This is a genomic window from Streptococcus taoyuanensis, from assembly GCF_029589235.1.
Classification (GTDB): Bacteria; Bacillota; Bacilli; order Lactobacillales; family Streptococcaceae; genus Streptococcus; species Streptococcus taoyuanensis.
The window spans coordinates 218,404-237,542 of record NZ_JARQVW010000002.1 but is presented as its reverse complement, the minus strand read 5'-3'; the positions used below and the strand labels follow the sequence as shown (position 1 = coordinate 237,542).

Here is a 19,139-nt window from a genome sequence, read left to right as displayed (position 1 = left end):
ACAGAAGTCTGGAGGAGTTATCAGTGAATCAATCACAAAGTAATTTAAAACTAGCCGAACGTGGAGCCCTGATCAGTATTGTCGCCTACCTGATTCTTTCCGCAGCTAAATTAGCAACAGGACATCTCCTTCACTCCTCCAGTTTGGTCGCGGATGGTTTTAATAACTTATCCGATATTATCAGTAACGTCGCCCTTCTCATCGGCATTCGCATGGCCCGCCAGCCAGCTGACCGCGACCACCGATTTGGTCATTGGAAGATTGAAGATCTAGCTAGCCTGGTAACTTCCATCATCATGTTTTATGTGGGCTTCGATGTCCTACGAGATACCGTTCAGAAAATCCTCAGTAGGGAAACCACTGTCATTGATCCTTTAGGGGCCATTGTCGGAGTTGGATCAGCCCTTGTCATGTTTGCGGTCTATCTTTATAACCGGACTTTAGCTAAGAAAGCTCAATCCAAGGCCCTCAAGGCAGCTGCCAAAGACAACCTGTCTGACGTGGTCACTTCTTTAGGAACCTCTGTTGCGATTGGAGCTAGTGCTCTTAACTATCCGATTGTGGACCAATTAGTGGCCATCGTTATTACCTTCTTTATCCTAAAAACTGCCTACGACATTTTCATTGAATCCTCCTTCAGCCTCTCCGATGGTTTTGATGAAAGTCTCCTGGATAAATACAAGGCGGCTATTCTGGAATTGCCAAAGGTCAGCCGGGTCAAATCCCAACGGGGACGGACTTACGGAAGCAACATTTACCTAGATGTCGTCATCGAAATGAATCCAGACCTCTCTGTTTATGAGAGCCATGCTATTACCGAAGAGGTCGAGCGCCTTCTCAAAGAACAGTTTAGCGTCTTTGATATCGATGTCCATGTGGAGCCAAGTTCTATCCCTGAAGATGAGATTCTGGACAATGTCCTTCTCAAATTAAAGACCTATGAGGAACGCTTGCAGGCTCAGCAGGAATACCAAACCCTCCTAGCAGACAACTTCACCCTCATCAATGAGTATGGCCAAGAAAGCCACAAAGAGGACCTGGTCCGTTTGCAGGAAGAACATCAAATTCCCTTTAAGAATTTCGAAATTGAATCTATCAGTCAAAAGACCAAATTGATTCGCTATGAGTTAAATGACCAGATCCATACCAGTCTCTGGCGGCGTCATGAACACTGGCAAAAGGTCTTTCACCAAATTACCAGTAAACAGAAAAAATAGAACCCTCTACCTCAATCTAACCAGAATAAAAAGCTACTGCAATTCTTTTTTGCAGTAGTTTTTTTGTAAGAAAAAATAGCCTTTCGGCTATTCTTCAACTTTTATAAATCCAAATTTATTGAGGGGGTAGAGGCGGAGATTGACAACTCCTTCGATCTGATTTTTATGGATATACCCAAATTCCCGACTATCTTCTGTATCCCCACGGTTATCATTTAAAACCAAGTAAGTATCCGATGGTACGCGGCCAGCCTTGGTTCCCTTTAACTCTGATAAGAAGAAATCATCCGTATAATACCCATTACTCGTTGGAGCCGCCAAGTGTTTATTCAGCATTTTATTTAGGTAAGGTTCTGGTGTTGCCTGTCCATTCAAATAGAGGACGTCATCTACGTAGCTGACTTCGTCGTTTTCTTTGGCAATGACACGTCCAAGGTATTCTTTTCCACCGACCTTGTATAAGACCAAATCACTGCGATCTACCTGAGCATTTCTAGTCGCTACCACAAGATCTCCAGTTTTCACAGAAGCATTGGCCATCTTATCATTGATACTAAATGGATGAAATACAAAGATTCGAAGCAAAATCAGTGCCAAAACCAGTACACCAACAATGATGACATTTCTAATTAAATCTCTCCTTGGCATGTATGTCTCCCTTCCTTTTTATTTATTATACCATGTTTTTGATCTTTAAAAAAGAGAAAGTAAGCATTAGTGAGAATTCTTGTCAACACACTAAACAATAAAAAGAAAAACCTCGCGGTCAATCCTTTCAGATCAACCAGCAAGGCTTTCAGATATAATTGTCTATTAACGTACTGTACGGATACGCATTGTGTTTGTACGAACTGCTTCACCAAGTGGTACACCTGCAACGATAACGATATCATCACCAGATTGTACAAGACCAGCTTCAACTGCTTTGCGTTCAGCAATTTCAAACATGTCATCAGTTGATGATGGAGCTTCTGTCAACATTGGGATAACACCCCAGTTCAACATCAATCCACGTTCTGTCAATTCGTCAAATGTCAATGCCAAGATATCAGCATTTGGACGGTATTTAGAAATCAAACGTGCTGTGTGACCAGTCTTAGTAAGAGTTACAACCAATTTGATATCCATTGAGTTTGTAGCATCTTTAACAGCTGAAGCCATAACTTCTGTCTTAGAGTTACGTTCAAATGAATCTGAGTTCAAACGTCCGTATTCTTTAAGAAGAGTTTGAGCGTTCTTGTCGATTGTAGCCATTGTTGTAACTGACTCAAGTGGGTATTTACCATTTGCAGATTCACCTGAAAGCATTGTAGCATCAGTACCATCGATAACAGCGTTGAAGACGTCAGATACTTCAGAACGAGTTGCACGTGGTTTTTCAGTCATTGTTTCAAGCATGTTTGTTGCAGTGATAACAACTTTACCAGCAGCATTCACTTTAGTGATAATCATTTTTTGGTAAACTGGAACCATTTCAAATGGTACTTCGATACCCATGTCACCACGAGCAATCATAATACCGTCTGCAGCTTCAATGATTTCATCTAAATTATCGATACCTTGTTGGTTTTCGATCTTCGCAAACAATTGAACGTGTCCATTACCAGTTTCTTCGCAGATTGCACGAACTTCATTTACGTCTTTTGCAGTACGTACGAATGAGATCGCGATGAAGTTGATACCTTGTTCCAAACCGAAGCGGATATCGTCGTTATCGCGTTCAGCAAGTGCTGGGAAAGGAATCTTAGTGTTAGGGATGTTGACACCTTTTTGTTTAGCGATGATACCATCATTTTCAACTTCAACGACAAATTCACGTTTTGCAGCGTCTTTTTCTACAACACGAAGACCCAATTTACCATCGTCAACCAATACTTGGTGTCCAACTTCAACGTCATCGAAGATGTCAAGTCCACCAGCAACGTTCAATGCGATAACATCACGAGTTGATTTGATGCCTTGTTTTGTAGCAACGCGGATACGTTCACCAGTTTTGTATGAATACTCTTTAGCTTCACCTTCAAACAATTCAGTACGGATTTCAGGACCTTTTGTATCAAGAAGGAAACCAACTTTTTTACCAGCGATTTCTTCTGCACGTTTAACAGTTGCCATACGTTCACCTTGTTCTTGGTGGTCACCGTGTGAGAAGTTGAAACGGAAAGTGTTAGCGCCAGCTTCGATCAATTTAGCAATGTTTTGTGCTGAAGCTTCAACGTCAAGGTTTTCAGCCCAGTATCCATCTTCACCAAATTTTTTACCACCACGGATTTCTACCGCAGGACCCAAAGTTGCAACGATTTTTACACGTTTGTTCATGATATATATGACTCCTTTTTAAATATATCTGTCTTTTTAAGACAAGGTTAACGAATTTATGAAATAAAATTAAATTGAAGACAAGCTACGGTTCAACTCGGCAAGACCAAGATCAGCTTTATGTGGATTGTTTACCACAATCTTACCATCTTCTGTCAAGCTAAAGAGGGCTCCTTCTTCTGCGTTACCAAGGATTGGATTTTCCACCATTTTTTCATTGCGGATACCAACGGCTACACCACCGATTCCTTGTTTCAATAATTTAACTGCGTGTGCTCCCATACGTGATGCAAGAACACGGTCACGCGCTGTAGGTGAACCACCACGTTGGATGTGGCCAAGCTCAGTCACACGAAGGTCACTTTCATCACCAGCTTCTTTCAACGCTTTACCAAATTCATCTGCAGACATCACGCCTTCAGCCAAGATGATGATGTTGTGGGTACGACCTTTTGCGTAACCTTCTTTGATGCTCTCAACAACTTCTTCGATCTTGAATCCTTCTTCAGGGATGATGATTTCATCTGCACCAGATGCAATCCCTGCCCAAAGAGCGATATCTCCAGCATTACGTCCCATAACTTCAATTACGAAAGTACGGTGGTGACTAGATGAAGTATCACGGATCTTATCGATCGCGTCCATTGCAGTTGTGACTGCCGTATCAAAACCAATTGTAAAGTCAGTTCCGACGATATCGTTGTCGATCGTACCAGGAAGACCAACAGCTGGGAATCCAAGCTCAGTCAAGCGCATCGCACCATGGTAAGAACCATCTCCACCAATAACGACAACACCTTCGATCCCGTGTTTCTTCAATTGCTCGATCCCTTTTAATTGACCTTCGCGTTGTGCGAATTCAGGGTAACGAGCTGAATGAAGGAAGGTACCACCACGGGAAATAATATCTCCAACAGATGAGGCGTCAAGGGGCTGAATTTTACCAGCAACCATTCCCGCATATCCATCATAGATACCGAAAACTTCCATTCCTTCTGAAATTGCTTGACGAACAACTGCACGGATGGCAGCGTTCATGCCAGGGGCATCTCCACCACTAGTTAAAACAGCAATACGTTTCATTTCGTTGTTTGCTCCTTTTTTTCTTTTACATTCTACGTAATTATAACACAAAGAAGACTAAAATTCTCGTATTTTTCGCAGTTTTTACCGATAAATCGTTTTCATAACGAGATTCTTTAATTCATCTTCCAATTCTTTGTTTTTCTGGACTGTATAGCCCTTCAATTGAAGAGTTTTTTTCTCGTCTTCATAGCGTAATATCACAGGATATGGGCCCGGATATTTTTTCAAGATAGAAAGAATCGTTTTATCCTGACGATGATCGAGCAACTGGATCCAGAACTTTTCATTGGTCGCTAGTTGTGCCTCTGCTAGAATCATCTGCAAGCGCCCATCACGCTCTTGTATCTTCCCTGTCAAGTAATAAAAGCCACCTTCTTTTATCAAGGAGGAAAATCGATTGTAGGTTTCAGGGAAAAGTGTCACATCCAATTTTTTCTTTGTATCACTGACTTGTAAGAAAGCCATGAGATCGTCCGACTTGGTTCGAATCGTTCGAATGTTTTGTACCTCAATGAGAATGCGTGCCTGCTCTCCTTGAACTAATTGAGAAATTGGTTGTATCTCGTAGGGACTCGTTTGCCCAATCGCAACCAATGGGTGAGTACTGAGCCCGACGCCAATAATGGCCTCTTCCTTCTCATATTTTTCAGCCTGGCTAAAGTCCTCCGCTTCTGTCCAGGAATAGTTAGAATCCGCAAACAAACTGCCTAGCTCATCAGCAAAGACAAACAAATTCGGCAAATTGTGAAGCACCTTGCGTCTATTTTTTTCAAAGATGTCAAACAGTCCAAGCTCCACTAAAGGTGTTAACAAAGGCAATTTATGATACTGATTGGGGAGTCGTAAAATAAAATCTTCGACACTTTCAAAGGGGCGATTATCAATGATCCAATACGCTAAATCTCTTGGGAGTCCCTTGATATTTTTCATTCCCAAGTAGATTTTTCGATCCTGGAACTTATCTCTGTAAGGGATGGTGTTGATGGATAATGGCGCGACTTTAAAATCAAACTGGAGAGCATCTGTCAGATAATCGCTGCTCGAATAATTGAGCATGACATCAAAGAAAACATCTGGATAATGGACCTTGAAATAGGCCATCTGAAAGGCCAAGGCAGAATAGGCATAGGCATGGGAGCGGTTAAACCCATAGCCTGCGAATTTTTCCATGATCGCAAAGACCTCTTTGGCTTTTTCTTCCGTATGCCCAAGTTTAAGAGCACCTGAGACAAAATCGTCTTCCATCTGATGCATTTCAGCTGCATTTTTTTTGCCCATAGCCCGACGTAAAATATCGGCTTTCCCTAGACTAAAGCCTGCAAAACGCTGGGCAACCTGCATGACCTGCTCTTGGTAGAGCATGATCCCATAAGTGGGCCTTAAGATTTCTTCAATAGCTGGATCTAAAATCTCAACTTTTTCCTGGCCGTGCTTTCTTTTGACGAAATTATCAATGTAATCACTAGCCCCTGGACGATTGAGAGAGGTGGTCGCTACCACTTCTTCGAAATGATTGGGTCTCACTCGTCTCAAGAGGCGAATGGCTCCAGCCTGTTCAAATTGGAAAATCCCCTTGGTATCCCCAGCAGCAAACAAGGCCAAGGTTCCTGGATCTTCTAAATCAATGGCTTCAATCACGATCTCTTCTTGGTACTTTTCATAGACCGCTTCCTTCATTTTCTGAACGAAGGTTAAATTTCGCAGACCCAAAAAGTCCATCTTCAACAGACCATTGGCTTCAACCGCATGGGCATCATACTGGGTGACAAACATGTCTTCTCCATACTTGAGAGGAATGTGCTCCGTCAAATCCTGGTCACTCATCACAACCCCAGCTGCGTGGATCGAGGTCTGTCTAGGTTGGCCTTCAATTCTTTTAGCAATTTCAAAGCCACGCTCAAATTCTGCTCGGCTATGAATCACTTGTCGAAAAGCTATATTCTGTTCATAAGCTGTCGTCAGTGTATCCCTAAACCCAATCCGCTTGGTAATGGAGGTCAATTCGTACTCTGGTACCCCAAAACGTTTGAAGACATCTCGAATGGCTTGTTTGGCCCCAAATGTTGAAAAGGTCACGATCTGAGCTGCATGGTAACTCCCGTAACGGTCTCTCACATAGCGAATAAATTCTGGACGATAGATATCAGGAATATCAATATCAATATCCGGCATGGTGTAGCGCTCCACATTTAAAAAGCGCTCAAAGAGGAGGTTCTTCTCCACAGGATCAATCCCTGTAATCCCTAGGGAATAGGCTACCAGTGAGCCTACAGCTGACCCACGTCCCATCCCCATATAATAACCTTGACTCCGTCCAAAACGAAGAAGGTCCCAGACAATCAAGAAATAATCATCAAAGCCCATTTGGTGAATAATGTCTAATTCATGCTCCAGACGTTCTTGATAGACCGGACTGGTCAAGTTCTTTCGAAGAAGACCCGCTTGGGCTAGTTCTCTCAGTTCCTCAACTGCTGGTTTCTGAGGATTGAAGCGAGGCAATTTCAACTGAGTATCAATATCGTATTGAATCCCTTGGACTAGTTTTTCCAGATTTGTGATGGCTTGAGGAAATCGCTCTGCAAAATCACTCTTTAAATCCTGAGGAGTTTTTAGGACTGTTGTAGGGTCAATCGGTCCTGTTTCTGTCAAGCTTTGATTGTCCTTGATGGCTGCCAGCATCTGCATGGCTTCCACATCTTCCACCTCAAAGAAACGCACAGTATGAAGAGGGAGCACAGGGTGGCTAAACTCTTGGACCGGCGTATCCGCAAAAACTCCGATGAAGTAATCTAGACCAAGCGGCAAGTCTACACTAGCAAAAGGAGCTGGGACAATAACTGCTACGCCTTCTGTTAGGTGCTTCACATCCTCCCAATTGCTCTTCCCCATCATTTTGACGGTCGACATCTTCATCAGATTCTGGTAGCCCTTCGTTGACAGAGCGATCATCCGAAACGGAATTGTTTCATTGTCTACCTCTAGTCCAATTTCTAAACCGACCAAGGGGCTGAGCTTGTGGGCCTGACAGGCTTCGATAAATTCATAAGCACCATATAAATTATCTATATCCATGATTCCCAATGCGCCATACCCCATGCTTTTAGCCACTTGGACATAGTCTTTTATAGTCACAAGGCTTTCCATAAAGGTATAGACTGATTTGGTATCTAGCTGTGCAATCACTTTTTCTCCTCCCTCACTTGTCTATTTTTGGGACTCTTTATTGTACAAAAAAACACCACTGCTACACAATGATGTCTCAACAACGGAAGACATGGGATTCGAACCCACGCACGCTTTTACACGCCTACCGCGTTTCCAACACGGCCTCTTAAGCCTCTTGAGTAATCTTCCATGAATAAAAATATGGAGCCGGTGGGAGTCGAACCCACGTCCAAACACCTGCCAGCATATTTGTCTACAACCATAGGTTATGTCTTCTTTTAACAGCTACATGACACATAACTCAAGCCCTGTACCTGCGAGTCTATCAATCTCTTATCTAACTCCTAGACCAAGCTAGATCGTATCTCGCTAAAATTAAGACCTGTCATCAAACACGAGCGATTCGAATCGGGTCACGCCTGCTGGTGTTTAGGCAGCTAAAGCGTAAGAATTATTATTTTTTGCAGTTATATTTAACTGGCGTTTTACATCCGCTAGATGAGTTGCAAAATATGCCTCATAATGCCTGTCGAATCCGTAACGACCCCAAAACGAATACAATTAGTATATCAAAATGTAGCTAAAAAAGCAAAAGAAAAAATTGAACAAGAAGGCTTCCACTGGGAAGCTCCTTGCTCAATTTGCTGTTCTTATTGAAGATTCAACTTGTACTTGCTGATATAGTGGATGGTGAAGTACATAGAAACAATCTTAATGACTTCATAGATAAGACCTGGAATGAAGTTTGCTCCAAATTCATCAAACTTTCCATAAACCAATGCATACCCGACAGCATATGAATCCTTAAATGGATTGACCGCTGTACCAATGATACTTAAGACAAGGCACAAAAGAAAGAAGAACAGAATCGCTTTCAATCCACGACGATTTTGGAAGAGTTGGCCAAGTGCGATCGATACATAAAATAGGAAGATTCCTGAAGCTGTGGTGAAAATCCACCAGATGATCATCCAATAAGCTATAGAATAACTAAAAGCCTCAGCGATAATACTAAATACAGGAGAGAGGTCTTGTCCAACGACAGCGCCCATCACAATAATTGTAAGAAGACCACTAAAAAATAGAAGGAATAGGCAGTAAAGACTCGCTACTAAAGCTCCCACAAATTTAGACAAAATGATCGCATGAGGACTAGCTGGAAGGGTCCATGTCAAGTAACCTTCACGTCCGTATAAGTTGGAATAGAAACGACGGATAATAATATAGTAGTTACTAAGATAAAGACCAATGACTCCTCCAAAAATAAGAATCCCAATAGTTCCTGCTACCATTTGCATGGTATCTAGATCCCAACTTCTAATAGTTGTTGAAGAACTTCCAGCAATAATACCTGTTAGTACTGACAAACCTAGTGCGATCAGGGTGATCAATAAATACCACTTAGCTGTCGATTTAAATTCATATTTTAATAATTTACCAAACATGGGTTCCTCCTAATAAACACGGAATTGATCACGGAAGATCTCATCGATTGATTTTCCGTGTTGATTGCGCATAACAGTCGTATTTTCATGCAAGAGGATTCTTCCTTGGTTGATGAAAATGGCCTCATCCAAAACTTGCTCAATATCAGCAATCAAGTGAGTAGAAATCAAGACAGAAGAGTTTGGACGTCTGTTTTGAATAATGGTCCGCAAAATATAATCACGCGCCGCTGGGTCAACCCCACCGATTGGTTCATCAAGAACATACAAGTCAGCTTCACGACTCATCACCAAAATCAATTGCACTTTTTCCTTGTTCCCTTTTGAAAGGCTGTTCAATTTTTGATTTGGATGCAAATGCAAATCATTAAGCAATTGGTAGGCACGTTGGACATTAAAATCTGCATAAAAATCTTGGAAATAGCGAATAGCATCGACAATTTTCATATTTTCATTCAGATAAGTCGTATCTGGCAAATAGGAAACCACTTTTTTAGAAGCTGGGGATGGTAATTGCCCATGAATATAGATATTTCCAAGGCTTGGTTGCAACAAACCATTGATCAATTTAATGATGGTTGTTTTCCCGCTACCATTGGGACCCAAAAGGCCAATAATACGGCCAGGTTGGATGTTCAAACTAACATCCATGAGAGCAACTTCATGCCCATAATTCTTTGTCACATGGTCCAAGTAGACCAAAGGATACTGATTCATGTAAATCTCCTTTATTTTCTATTTATGCTATTATACCTTGTCCCCTTGATGATTGCAACTTTATCTGAAAATTTGCTAAGAATTTGTAAATGCTTGTTCAAAAAAACAGGGATAAACAAATCAGAGGTTAGGGAAGCCCCAACCTCTGATTTGTTTTGATGCATAGAATGGTTAACTAATTCCAAGTGCTATCCGCGCATAGCGGCTCATCTTTTCAACCGTCCAAGCTGGATACCAGACCAACTTCACATCCACAGATGTCACTTCTTCTACTTCTGCTAAAACATCATGAATCTGATCTGTCAGAAGGTCCGCTAATGGACACCCCATGGTCGTTAGGGTCATATCAATGACGGTTGCTCCAGTTTCACCGTCAAAATGGATCTCGTAGACAAGACCTAAATTGACAATATCAATCCCAAGCTCAGGATCGATTACCTCTTCCAAAGCATTTAAAATTTTATTTTTAATTTCTTCAATTTGCTCAGTTGTATATGCCATATGACTTCCTTTTTCTGCTATTTACTCTCGATAGAATTTCTTGGCTCGGGTTAAAAAGGTCCGCAGGATCTGGGTCGCTTCTTCATTTCTAGGCGACCGTTAAAAAGATCCGCCAGACCTTCCTCGCTTCCGAATTTTTCGGCTCGGGTTAAAAATGTCCCCTGGACCTGGGTCGCTTTTACATTTCTAGGCGACCGTTAAAAAGGTCCCCCGGACCTTTTTAATCCTCTATAAAGTCACGCAATGGTTTGCTTCTGCTTGGGTGGCGGAGTTTGCGGAGGGCTTTGGCTTCGATCTGACGGATCCGTTCACGGGTCACGTTGAAGACTTTCCCCACATCTTCCAATGTCCGCATTTTTCCATCATCAAGACCAAAACGAAGACGCAAAACATTTTCTTCACGGTCTGTTAAAGTATCGAGGACTTCATCCAATTGTTCGCGTAGTACCACACGAGTGGTGTAGTCTACTGGATTTTCAATCACTTCATCTTCGATAAAATCGCCCAAATGGCTATCGTCTTCTTCCCCGATTGGAGTTTCAAGAGAAACTGGCTCTTGAGCAATCTTCAAGATTTCACGCACCTTGTCTGGTGTCATATCCATGCGTTCAGCGATTTGTTCTGGTGTTGGGTCTTGTCCCAATTCTTGCAAGAGATTGCGTTGTTCACGAACCAACTTGTTAATGGTTTCCACCATGTGAACAGGAATCCGAATGGTACGCGCTTGGTCTGCAATGGCACGAGTGATGGCCTGACGGATCCACCAAGTAGCATAAGTAGAGAACTTGAACCCTTTGGTATAGTCAAACTTATCAACGGCCTTCATCAAGCCCATGTTTCCTTCTTGGATCAAATCCAAAAATTGCATTCCACGACCAACATAACGTTTCGCAATGGATACAACCAAACGAAGGTTGGCTTCTGCTAGACGTTGCTTAGCTTCCAAATCACCTTGTTCCACCAAGATAGCCAATTCTTGTTCTTCTTCATTGGTCAAAAGAGGAACAACCCCAATTTCTTTCAAGTACATCCGTACCGGGTCATTGACCTTAGCAGAGTTGCTTCCAAGCAATTCCTCATCTGACAACTCTGGCTCTTCCTCATTGTTCAACACACGCGCACTTGGGTTGCCGTCTTTATCAGTGATCGAAATCCCTGCATCTTGAATACGTTGCAAAAGATCTTCAATCCCATCTGCATCTAGCGTGAATGGAATAACCAATTGGTCATTAATTTCATCATCTGTTGCAGTTCCGCTTTTCTTGTGGCTACGAATAAATTCTGCAATTTGAACGTCCAATGTTGTAATATCTTTTTGTTCTTTAGCCATTCTTACTCCATTCTTCTTTTTTGAGCGATTAAACGCTCGAGTTCCAATAAAGCTTTTTCCGCATCCCCTATTGAGGAAGCTTCCTTCACTTTATTTCCAATTTGTTGACTTTCTTTGCGAAGAAGCTCACGATTCCGTGTCGCTTCTACTTCTTCTAACTCACCATCTGCTATCTCATCTGGTAAATCTTCTTCTAACATGCGGTACCAGGCGTGCTGGACCCCTTCAGGCTGCTCAGATAAATCCTGAGAGGTGACTTCTCCATTTTGACAGAGCAATTGATACAAGATCTGTAACTCCGGCGTGTCAAAGGCAAAATCAGGTCGCAAACGGTAATCATTGAGCACCATTGGAAAATCCTTCATCCTACTTAACAAATGATTTTCTGCCTTGATCAAGCGCGTCATCCCACGATTCGGCAAGAGCTCTACTGAAAAATGCGATGTTTTAGATCGTCCACCACTTTGAGCCTCCTGCCGTTGATGCAAGCGACTATTATTGACAATCTGCTCAATCTGCAAATAATCAAAGTCTGGCAATAAATCTGCCAACTTATAAATATAGGTGTTTTGCGCTGTGATGGAGCGTGTCTGGGCGATCATCGGTGCCAGCTTCTCGACAAACTCAATCTGTGCCTGCAAGTTCTCAATATACTGGGGTTTCCAGTAGTGCATCAAGAATTCAACCTTACTGATCCGCGAATTCTTCAAGAGGGAAGCTAGATCTTCTGGGGAGGTCTTTTTGAGGTACTCATCGGGATCCATCTGATCAGGGATACGGACAATCTCCAACTCCAGATCCTGCAAGACATCCAAGGCCTTAGCGGTTGCTTCAAGTCCCGCCTTATCCCCATCATAGGTCAGAATGACCTTTTTGGTAAAATGAGACAGGTGCTGGACGTGCTCTGGTGTCAAGGCTGTCCCCATAGAAGCGACTGCATTTTCAATCCCAGCTCGATAAGCCGCAATGACATCCATAAAGCCTTCCATGATATACATTTCATGTTGCTTTTTGGCGCTCGTCTTAGCTTGATCCAAATGATAAAGTTCATAACTCTTATTAAATAGACGGGTACTTCGACTATTCTTGTACTTGGCTTGATGACTGCCATCATCCGTTAGTTTCCACAGCCTACCAGAAAAAGCAATGACACGTCCACTATCATCCGTCAAAGGAAACATAATCCGATCCTGAAAGGCATCAAAAACTGTTCCAGCATCTGAGATTGTGAATAACCCCGAATCGGTAATCACTTTCTCAGAGAACTTCTCAGAGAGATTTCGATAGAGATAATTCCCTTCTGCTGGGGCTAAGCCCAATTGAAAATGTCGGATGACCTCATCCGTCAGACCACGTTCATGCAGATAATTTCGCGCTTCTTCTCCCATCTTTGTCGTCATCAGAATCGCCTGGTAGAACTTACTGGCTTCCTGATGAATCTCATAAAGTTCTTGGTTGGGATTGATAGACGTTGGTTGAGCCGGCCTTGCTTGGTACTGAAGCGCAATACCCGCTTTTTCTGCTACGATCTGAACCGCATCCATAAAGGCAACTCCACGGTATTCCTCAATAAACTTAAAGACATCTCCCGAGCGACCACATCCGAAACAATGGTAAAACTGCTTGTCTTCAACGACATTAAAAGAAGGAGTCTTTTCACCATGAAAAGGACAGAGCCCTAAAAAATTACGGCCAGCCTTGGTCAAAGAAACAACTTCTCCAATAACTTCAACAATGTTTACACTGTTTTTAATTTCTGCAATCAGCTCTTTATCAACCATAAACAGTGCCTCCATTTTACCATAGATTATCACTTTATATTTTATACTAAAAGTTAGTAAAAGTAAATTTTTTCCTACCGATTTCACACATAAAAGAAAAGATTTTCAACCTTTATCACTAATTTTAAAAAAAATGAGGCATATTCCTTGTCAGTCGAATATTTTTCCGTTATACTATCATAGTAAAAAATTATTATGAAAGGACATATTTAGGATATGTTAAAAGAATTGAAAGCTTTCCTCCTTCGTGGAAACGTTGTTGACCTTGCTGTTGCTGTGATTATCGGGGCTGCATTTGGAGCTATCGTTACTTCATTTGTAAACGACATCATCACACCGCTTATTTTGAACCCAGCTTTGAAAGCTGCTGGTGTTGAAAAGATTGCTGAATTGACATGGAACGGTGTTGCATACGGTAGCTTCTTGAGCGCTGTAATCAACTTCATCGTCATTGGAACTGTTCTCTTCTTTATCGTTAAAGCTGCTGAAAAAGCACAAAACCTTGGTAAAAAAGAAGAAGCTGTTGAAGAAGAAGCTGCTGCTCCTACTCAAGAAGAGTTGCTTACTGAAATCCGCGACTTGCTTGCAAACAAATAATCAGATAAAAAGATCCGATCTTCTAGTTAGAAGGTCGGTTTTTTTGTCTTTGATGGATGAGAAAAAACAAAAAACAGACCGAAGTCTGTTTCTGTATTCAATTAGAATTTTTTACGTTTACGAGCTGCTTCTGATTTACGTTTACGTTTTACAGAAGGTTTTTCATAGAATTCACGTTTGCGTGTTTCTTGAAGAGTACCAGCTTTAGTAACCGCACGTTTGAAACGACGAAGAGCATCGTCAAGAGATTCATTCTTACGTACTACTGTTTTTGACATATTTTTCACTCCCTTCAAGCCTAAAATCTTAATTATTTTATCACACTTTAAAGATGCTGTCAAGATCTTTTGAAACTTTTCTAGCCTTCCTAGCCTTCATGCCGTTTCTTTTTTCAGACTTTTTCATTCTTCCTATTTTATGATACAATGGAAACATAGAAAACCCTGAAGGAGATACCATGTCAGAAATTTATGATATTACGATTGTTGGGGGCGGACCAGTTGGTCTGTTTGCTGCTTTTTATGGCAATATGCGCCAAGTTAAAGTCAAACTGATTGATTCCTTGCCTCAACTTGGAGGGCAACCAGCCATTCTCTATCCAGAAAAAAATATCCTCGATGTACCCGGATTTACCAATTTAACAGGTGAAGAATTAAGCGACCGCTTGATCGAGCAAGTCAAACGATTCGATACACCGATCTTCCTCAATGAAACTGTAGAGGATATTCAAAAAGAGGGTAACCTCTTCACTATCACTACTTCTCGCCAAGTGCATCAGTCTAAAGCCGTCATCATTGCCATGGGTGGCGGTGCCTTTAAACCACGTGCTCTTGATATCGAGGGGGCTGAAGACTTCGATAATGTCCACTACCATGTTTCAAATATCCAGCAATATGAAGGACAGCAAGTGACCGTCCTTGGTGGTGGGGACTCTGCTGTGGACTGGGCTCTTGCTTTTGACAAGATTGCTCCAACTACAATCGTTCACCGTCGGGACAACTTCCGTGCCTTGGAACATAGCGTAGAAGAACTCAAACAATCTTCTGTCAGCATCAAAACACCATTTGTTCCTAGCCACTTGATTGGAGAAAATGGTCATGCCACACACCTTGAAATCACAAAAGTCAAATCCGATGAAACCGAACTTATCCCGATTGATCACTTATTTGTCAACTATGGCTTTAAATCTTCAATCGGAAACTTGAAAGAATGGGGTGTAGAATTGCAACGCCATAAAATCAAGGTGAACCAAAAACAAGAAACCAGCCTTCCTGGAATTTATGCCTGTGGAGACTGCTGCTTCTACGAAGGAAAGATTGATCTCATCGCTACAGGTCTGGGGGAAGCTCCAACAGCCGTAAACAATGCCATCAACTACATCTATCCAGATAAGAAAGTCCAACCAACGCATTCAACCAGTTTATAATAAAAAAGGCCTTTGGACTTTCATAATGAGGATAAAGTCTTTTTAAAAAACTTTCCTTAAGTGAGTACGGACGTCAGCGAACTTCGTAGAAGTTCCATGACTAATTATTGAGCCCAAGGGCTCAATAATTCCGAGTGCCTGAAACATATTGTTTCAGGCACTTTTCTCACAGCGGAAAGTTTTTGTATTTTCTTGATTCATTCTAAAAATAGGAACTCATTTTTACTTACTTTTAGAATCGATTAACTTATTTTACTTTAAAATAGTTTCTTCAATCTAAAAAAGGCCTTTGGCCTTTTTTATTTGTCTAAATCGTCTGCGATCTTATTGATCTTACGCAAGCGGTGATTGACACCGCTTTTTGAAATAGGTTTTTGCAAACTATCAGCGATCTGCTGGATGGAATAATCTGGATGGTTCATCCGGATATAGGCAACTTCTTGCAGGTCACTTGGTAAGCTTCCTAGACCGACCGTATCCACAATTTTACTAATATTATTAATGGTTTTCATGCTAGCTGTGACTGTGCGCTGGATATTGGCCATCTCGGCATTATTGGCCCGATTGAGGTCATTGCGCGTCTCTCTCATGACCTTGATAGACTCAAATTCCTGCATAGCTTGCATGGCCTCTACCACAATGAGAAAATCAATAATATCTTCCGCTCGTTGCAGATAGGTCACCACTCCTTTTTTCCGCTCGATGGTTTTCGCATCTAGTAAAAATCCTTGCATGAGAAGGGCAATTCCTTCCGCGTGGTCTGTATAAACAGAATGAATTTCCAGCTGGTACTTCCCTTTTTCAGGATCCTTGATGGAACCACTCGACAGAAAAGCCCCTCGAAGATAAGCACGACTGGCTACTTCATCTTCTAAAACACTGGCATCAATGCCTGTCTCAATCCCAAAAAAGGCATCTGCCAAATGTAAGTCAGCAAGAATCTCTTCCACCTTTTCATCCAAGAATACTGTGTAGACACGATTTTTTTTCAAATTGGTTTTTTGGTGGTGGCGAATATCCGATTTGGCCTCATAGAAATGATGCAACAATTCATAGATATGGCGAGCGATCTTGGCATTTTCTGTTGTTACCGAGAGCGTCAAGCCCCCCATTGAAATCCCAAGACTTCCAGACATCTTGATAATGGCAGCCAATTCACTCTTTTCAAATCGCTTGAGAGACAATAATTCTTCTTTTACACGAACCGTAAAACTCATTTTCTCACCTGCACGATCTGCATCAACTCTTCGACTACTTTTTCACCATCATGAAAGGCTCCTCCATTGACCAACTTTAAGAAATCAGAAGAAATCACTTGGGGAACTTGCGAGTGCAACCCCTTAAAATCGTGCTCTACCTGCACCAAGTATTCATCAAATTTATTGCTGTTCATGTAAGCTGCCGGAACCTGATTGATATTGACAAGGACGGTATCGATGAACTTCTCTCCCAAATGTTTATGGAGAACGGCAACGTGGTCACTATCTGTGAAATGCTCGGTTTCTCCTCTTTGGGTCATGATATTACACACATAGGCTACTTGGGCCTTGGTTTCAAGGATGGCTTTCCCAATCTCATCGATCATCAAATTAGGAAGAATCGAGGTAAAGAGCGAACCAGGACCTAAGACGACCATATCACTTTCAAGAATAGCTTCCACCACTTTCTTACTAGCTTTTGGGCGCTCTTGATCAAAGGTATTGGTCACATAAACATGATCAATCATGCCGGTGTAGTTGGCAATGTGGCTTTCTCCTACCACTTCTTTTCCATCTTGAAAAACGGCATGAAGGGTCAAGGGACTATCACTGGAAGGATAGATCTTGCCGGTTGTATGAAAGAACTTGGTTAACAACTGCATGGCATTATAGGTCGAGCCTTGCATCTCTGAAATCCCTGCAATGATCAAGTTTCCCAAAGGGTGTCCGGCTAAAGGGCCATCATCGTCTGCAAAGCGGTATTGAAAGACTTTCTCATAAAAACGAGGCATATCTGACATGGCAACCAGCACATTTCGAAGATCTCCAGGTGGTGTCAATTTTTGGATGTTCTTCCGCAATTCACCTGAACTCCCGCCATCATCTGCAACGGTTACAATAGCAGTAATATCGACCGGTTTCTTTCTCAGACTATCGAGAATAACAGAAATCCCTGTTCCTCCTCCAATAACGGTTACTTTAGGTTTTCTCATGAGCGATTCACCGTTTCTTTCCGTCTGTCCTTGTCTCTATGACTACAATTGACCTGCCAATTTTTTTCTAAATCATGCGCTAAGCGCTCTGCAAAGGCTACTGAACGGTGTTGCCCACCGGTACATCCCATAGCAATGGTGAGAACGGATTTACCCTCACGTTTATAGGACGGTAAAATAGGAATAATCAAGTCATGAAGGTGACGATAAAAGTCCTCTGATTCAGGGTGATCCATGACATAATCATAGACTGCTGGATCCTGACCGGTTAAATTCCGAAGTTCCAATTTGTAGTAGGGGTTTGGAAGGAAACGCACGTCAAAGACAAGGTCAGCATCGATCGGAAGGCCATATTTAAACCCAAATGACATGACCTCTACCCGAAAATCTGGCTGATTATCTTGACTGGCAAATTGTTCTGCGATCGTTTTTCTCAAATTACGAGGTGTCAACTCAGTCGTATCCACCACATTTTGACTGATATTTTTTAAAGGGGACAAGAGTTCGCGCTCTAGGGTAATCCCATCTAAGACACGGCCATCTGCCGCTAATGGATGGCTACGACGGGTTTCCTTGTATCGTGCTACCAACTCACTATCAGTGGCATCCAAGAACAAGACCTTGAAATCGAGGTCTTCTTGGTTGTCCAATTCATCCAAAATGGTGCGAATTTCATTGAAAAAAGAACGGCTCCGCATATCCACAACAACGGCTAATTTATTGTTATCGGGACTGTGGCGCATGAGCTCAATAAATTTCAGCAAGAGCGCCGGTGGCATATTATCGATGGTAAAGTAACCCAAGTCCTCAAACGATTGGATGGCGACGGTCTTTCCAGCACCGCTCATCCCGGTTACCATGACCAGTTGAATCTTACTTTCTGTCATTTTCTCCTCCCATAAATAAAACAGAGTGGCCTACAGTTTCCTGCTCTCCACTCTGTCTTTTTGTCTTTGAATGGTTATTAGGACTTTAATTCCGCAATAACTTCAATTTCAACCTTCACATCACGTGGCAGGCGTGCTACTTCAACAGCAGATCGAGCTGGAAACTCTGTAGTAAAGACTGTTTTATAGACCTCATTAAAAGGTACAAAGTCATTCATATCACTTAAGAAACAAGTGGTTTTCACCACGTGGTCAAAGTCTGTTCCAGCCTCTTCCAAAATAGCCCCAATGTTCTTTAAGACTTGCTCTGTTTGTTCTTGGATGGTTTCTCCAATGATTTCACCTGTTTCAGGTGACAAGGGAACTTGTCCACTTGCAAAGAGAAGATTCCCTACGATTTTCCCTTGAACATAAGGTCCAATTGCTGCGGGTGCTTTATCTGTATGAATTGTTTTTGCCATAGTATTCTCCAAGTCT

Annotated in this window: 17 protein-coding genes, 1 tRNA gene and 1 other RNA gene; 3 read left to right on the top strand and 16 right to left on the bottom strand. The window is 42.0% G+C overall.

Annotation, left to right across the window (positions count from 1 at the left end):
* Positions 1–23: 23 nt before the first annotated feature.
* Positions 24–1,217 carry a cation diffusion facilitator family transporter gene (locus P5Y91_RS03000; RefSeq protein ID WP_277838954.1) on the top strand — a complete coding sequence of 398 codons (1,194 nt, stop codon included), beginning with the start codon at positions 24–26 and terminating at the stop codon, positions 1,215–1,217.
* Positions 1,218–1,304: 87 nt separating this feature from the next.
* Here P5Y91_RS03000 and lepB read toward each other — a convergent pair whose 3' ends face one another.
* The 11 genes from lepB to dnaG all read right to left on the bottom strand — a co-directional run bounded on the left by lepB (position 1,305) and on the right by dnaG (position 13,561).
* On the bottom strand, positions 1,305–1,865 hold the full coding sequence (lepB, locus tag P5Y91_RS02995; RefSeq protein ID WP_003006560.1) for a signal peptidase I: 561 nt from the start codon (positions 1,863–1,865) through the stop codon (positions 1,305–1,307).
* A gap of 165 nt (positions 1,866–2,030) precedes the next feature.
* Positions 2,031–3,536 (bottom strand): pyruvate kinase, encoded by a 1,506-nt coding sequence (pyk, locus tag P5Y91_RS02990; RefSeq protein WP_070589328.1) that lies wholly within the window; start codon positions 3,534–3,536, stop codon positions 2,031–2,033.
* A gap of 69 nt (positions 3,537–3,605) precedes the next feature.
* The gene (pfkA, locus tag P5Y91_RS02985) at positions 3,606–4,619 is read right to left on the bottom strand and encodes a 6-phosphofructokinase (protein ID WP_118397106.1); all 1,014 of its coding nucleotides are present in this window, start codon (positions 4,617–4,619) and stop codon (positions 3,606–3,608) included.
* An 84-nt stretch (positions 4,620–4,703) separates the two neighbouring features.
* Positions 4,704–7,805, bottom strand: a complete 3,102-nt coding sequence (locus P5Y91_RS02980) for a DNA polymerase III subunit alpha (protein WP_277838953.1) — start codon at positions 7,803–7,805, stop codon at positions 4,704–4,706.
* Positions 7,806–7,888: 83 nt separating this feature from the next.
* A tRNA-Ser gene (locus P5Y91_RS02975) sits at positions 7,889–7,976 on the bottom strand.
* A 10-nt stretch (positions 7,977–7,986) separates the two neighbouring features.
* Positions 7,987–8,335, bottom strand: a transfer-messenger RNA (tmRNA) gene (ssrA, locus tag P5Y91_RS02970).
* Positions 8,336–8,437: 102 nt separating this feature from the next.
* Positions 8,438–9,232 (bottom strand): hypothetical protein, encoded by a 795-nt coding sequence (locus P5Y91_RS02965; protein ID WP_155125111.1) that lies wholly within the window; start codon positions 9,230–9,232, stop codon positions 8,438–8,440.
* 9 nt (positions 9,233–9,241) lie between these two features.
* Complete coding sequence (locus tag P5Y91_RS02960; RefSeq protein WP_045759273.1) at positions 9,242–9,949, bottom strand: ABC transporter ATP-binding protein; 708 nt, start codon at positions 9,947–9,949, stop codon at positions 9,242–9,244.
* A 171-nt stretch (positions 9,950–10,120) separates the two neighbouring features.
* Positions 10,121–10,450: a metal-sulfur cluster assembly factor gene (locus P5Y91_RS02955; RefSeq protein ID WP_049486316.1), complete on the bottom strand. Its 330-nt coding sequence runs from the start codon at positions 10,448–10,450 to the stop codon at positions 10,121–10,123.
* Positions 10,451–10,670: 220 nt separating this feature from the next.
* A complete protein-coding gene (rpoD, locus tag P5Y91_RS02950) occupies positions 10,671–11,780 on the bottom strand; it encodes an RNA polymerase sigma factor RpoD (RefSeq protein ID WP_003003251.1) in 1,110 nt (369 codons plus the stop codon).
* A 2-nt stretch (positions 11,781–11,782) separates the two neighbouring features.
* Positions 11,783–13,561: a DNA primase gene (gene dnaG / locus P5Y91_RS02945; RefSeq protein ID WP_155125113.1), complete on the bottom strand. Its 1,779-nt coding sequence runs from the start codon at positions 13,559–13,561 to the stop codon at positions 11,783–11,785.
* 216 nt (positions 13,562–13,777) lie between these two features.
* Between dnaG and mscL the strand changes: the two genes are divergently transcribed.
* Positions 13,778–14,158, top strand: coding sequence for a large conductance mechanosensitive channel protein MscL (gene mscL, locus P5Y91_RS02940; protein ID WP_155125114.1), 381 nt, complete (start codon positions 13,778–13,780; stop codon positions 14,156–14,158).
* Between the two features lie 101 nt (positions 14,159–14,259).
* Here mscL and rpsU read toward each other — a convergent pair whose 3' ends face one another.
* Positions 14,260–14,436, bottom strand: coding sequence for a 30S ribosomal protein S21 (rpsU, locus tag P5Y91_RS02935; protein WP_000048054.1), 177 nt, complete (start codon positions 14,434–14,436; stop codon positions 14,260–14,262).
* A gap of 179 nt (positions 14,437–14,615) precedes the next feature.
* On the opposite strand from rpsU, the gene P5Y91_RS02930 reads away from it, so the two are divergent.
* Complete coding sequence (locus P5Y91_RS02930; protein ID WP_045759270.1) at positions 14,616–15,584, top strand: NAD(P)/FAD-dependent oxidoreductase; 969 nt, start codon at positions 14,616–14,618, stop codon at positions 15,582–15,584.
* A 299-nt stretch (positions 15,585–15,883) separates the two neighbouring features.
* On the opposite strand, the gene whiA is transcribed toward P5Y91_RS02930, so the two are convergent.
* The 4 genes from whiA to P5Y91_RS02910 form a co-directional block, all read right to left on the bottom strand.
* Positions 15,884–16,801: a DNA-binding protein WhiA gene (gene whiA / locus P5Y91_RS02925; RefSeq protein WP_155125115.1), complete on the bottom strand. Its 918-nt coding sequence runs from the start codon at positions 16,799–16,801 to the stop codon at positions 15,884–15,886.
* Complete coding sequence (locus tag P5Y91_RS02920) at positions 16,798–17,775, bottom strand: YvcK family protein (protein WP_003017791.1); 978 nt, start codon at positions 17,773–17,775, stop codon at positions 16,798–16,800. Before P5Y91_RS02920 ends, whiA begins: the two co-directional genes overlap by 4 nt.
* A complete protein-coding gene (rapZ, locus tag P5Y91_RS02915) occupies positions 17,772–18,662 on the bottom strand; it encodes an RNase adapter RapZ (protein ID WP_155125116.1) in 891 nt (296 codons plus the stop codon). The genes P5Y91_RS02920 and rapZ overlap by 4 nt, the downstream gene beginning before the upstream one ends.
* Positions 18,663–18,739: 77 nt before the next feature.
* Complete coding sequence (locus P5Y91_RS02910) at positions 18,740–19,123, bottom strand: RidA family protein (protein WP_155125117.1); 384 nt, start codon at positions 19,121–19,123, stop codon at positions 18,740–18,742.
* Positions 19,124–19,139 lie beyond the last annotated feature (16 nt).

Excerpts from the sequence above, each read along its gene's own strand:
- lepB (WP_003006560.1), bottom strand. The coding sequence starts at position 1,865 with ATGCCAAGGAGAGATTTAATTAGAAATGTCATCATTGTTGGTGTACTG.
- pyk (WP_070589328.1), bottom strand. The coding sequence starts at position 3,536 with ATGAACAAACGTGTAAAAATCGTTGCAACTTTGGGTCCTGCGGTAGAA.
- pfkA (WP_118397106.1), bottom strand. The coding sequence starts at position 4,619 with ATGAAACGTATTGCTGTTTTAACTAGTGGTGGAGATGCCCCTGGCATG.
- P5Y91_RS02965 (WP_155125111.1), bottom strand. The coding sequence starts at position 9,232 with ATGTTTGGTAAATTATTAAAATATGAATTTAAATCGACAGCTAAGTGG.
- P5Y91_RS02960 (WP_045759273.1), bottom strand. The coding sequence starts at position 9,949 with ATGAATCAGTATCCTTTGGTCTACTTGGACCATGTGACAAAGAATTAT.
- P5Y91_RS02955 (WP_049486316.1), bottom strand. The coding sequence starts at position 10,450 with ATGGCATATACAACTGAGCAAATTGAAGAAATTAAAAATAAAATTTTA.
- rpoD (WP_003003251.1), bottom strand. The coding sequence starts at position 11,780 with ATGGCTAAAGAACAAAAAGATATTACAACATTGGACGTTCAAATTGCA.
- dnaG (WP_155125113.1), bottom strand. The coding sequence starts at position 13,561 with ATGGTTGATAAAGAGCTGATTGCAGAAATTAAAAACAGTGTAAACATT.
- mscL (WP_155125114.1), top strand. The coding sequence starts at position 13,778 with ATGTTAAAAGAATTGAAAGCTTTCCTCCTTCGTGGAAACGTTGTTGAC.
- rpsU (WP_000048054.1), bottom strand. The coding sequence starts at position 14,436 with ATGTCAAAAACAGTAGTACGTAAGAATGAATCTCTTGACGATGCTCTT.
- P5Y91_RS02930 (WP_045759270.1), top strand. The coding sequence starts at position 14,616 with ATGTCAGAAATTTATGATATTACGATTGTTGGGGGCGGACCAGTTGGT.
- whiA (WP_155125115.1), bottom strand. The coding sequence starts at position 16,801 with ATGAGTTTTACGGTTCGTGTAAAAGAAGAATTATTGTCTCTCAAGCGA.
- P5Y91_RS02920 (WP_003017791.1), bottom strand. The coding sequence starts at position 17,775 with ATGAGAAAACCTAAAGTAACCGTTATTGGAGGAGGAACAGGGATTTCT.
- rapZ (WP_155125116.1), bottom strand. The coding sequence starts at position 18,662 with ATGACAGAAAGTAAGATTCAACTGGTCATGGTAACCGGGATGAGCGGT.
- P5Y91_RS02910 (WP_155125117.1), bottom strand. The coding sequence starts at position 19,123 with ATGGCAAAAACAATTCATACAGATAAAGCACCCGCAGCAATTGGACCT.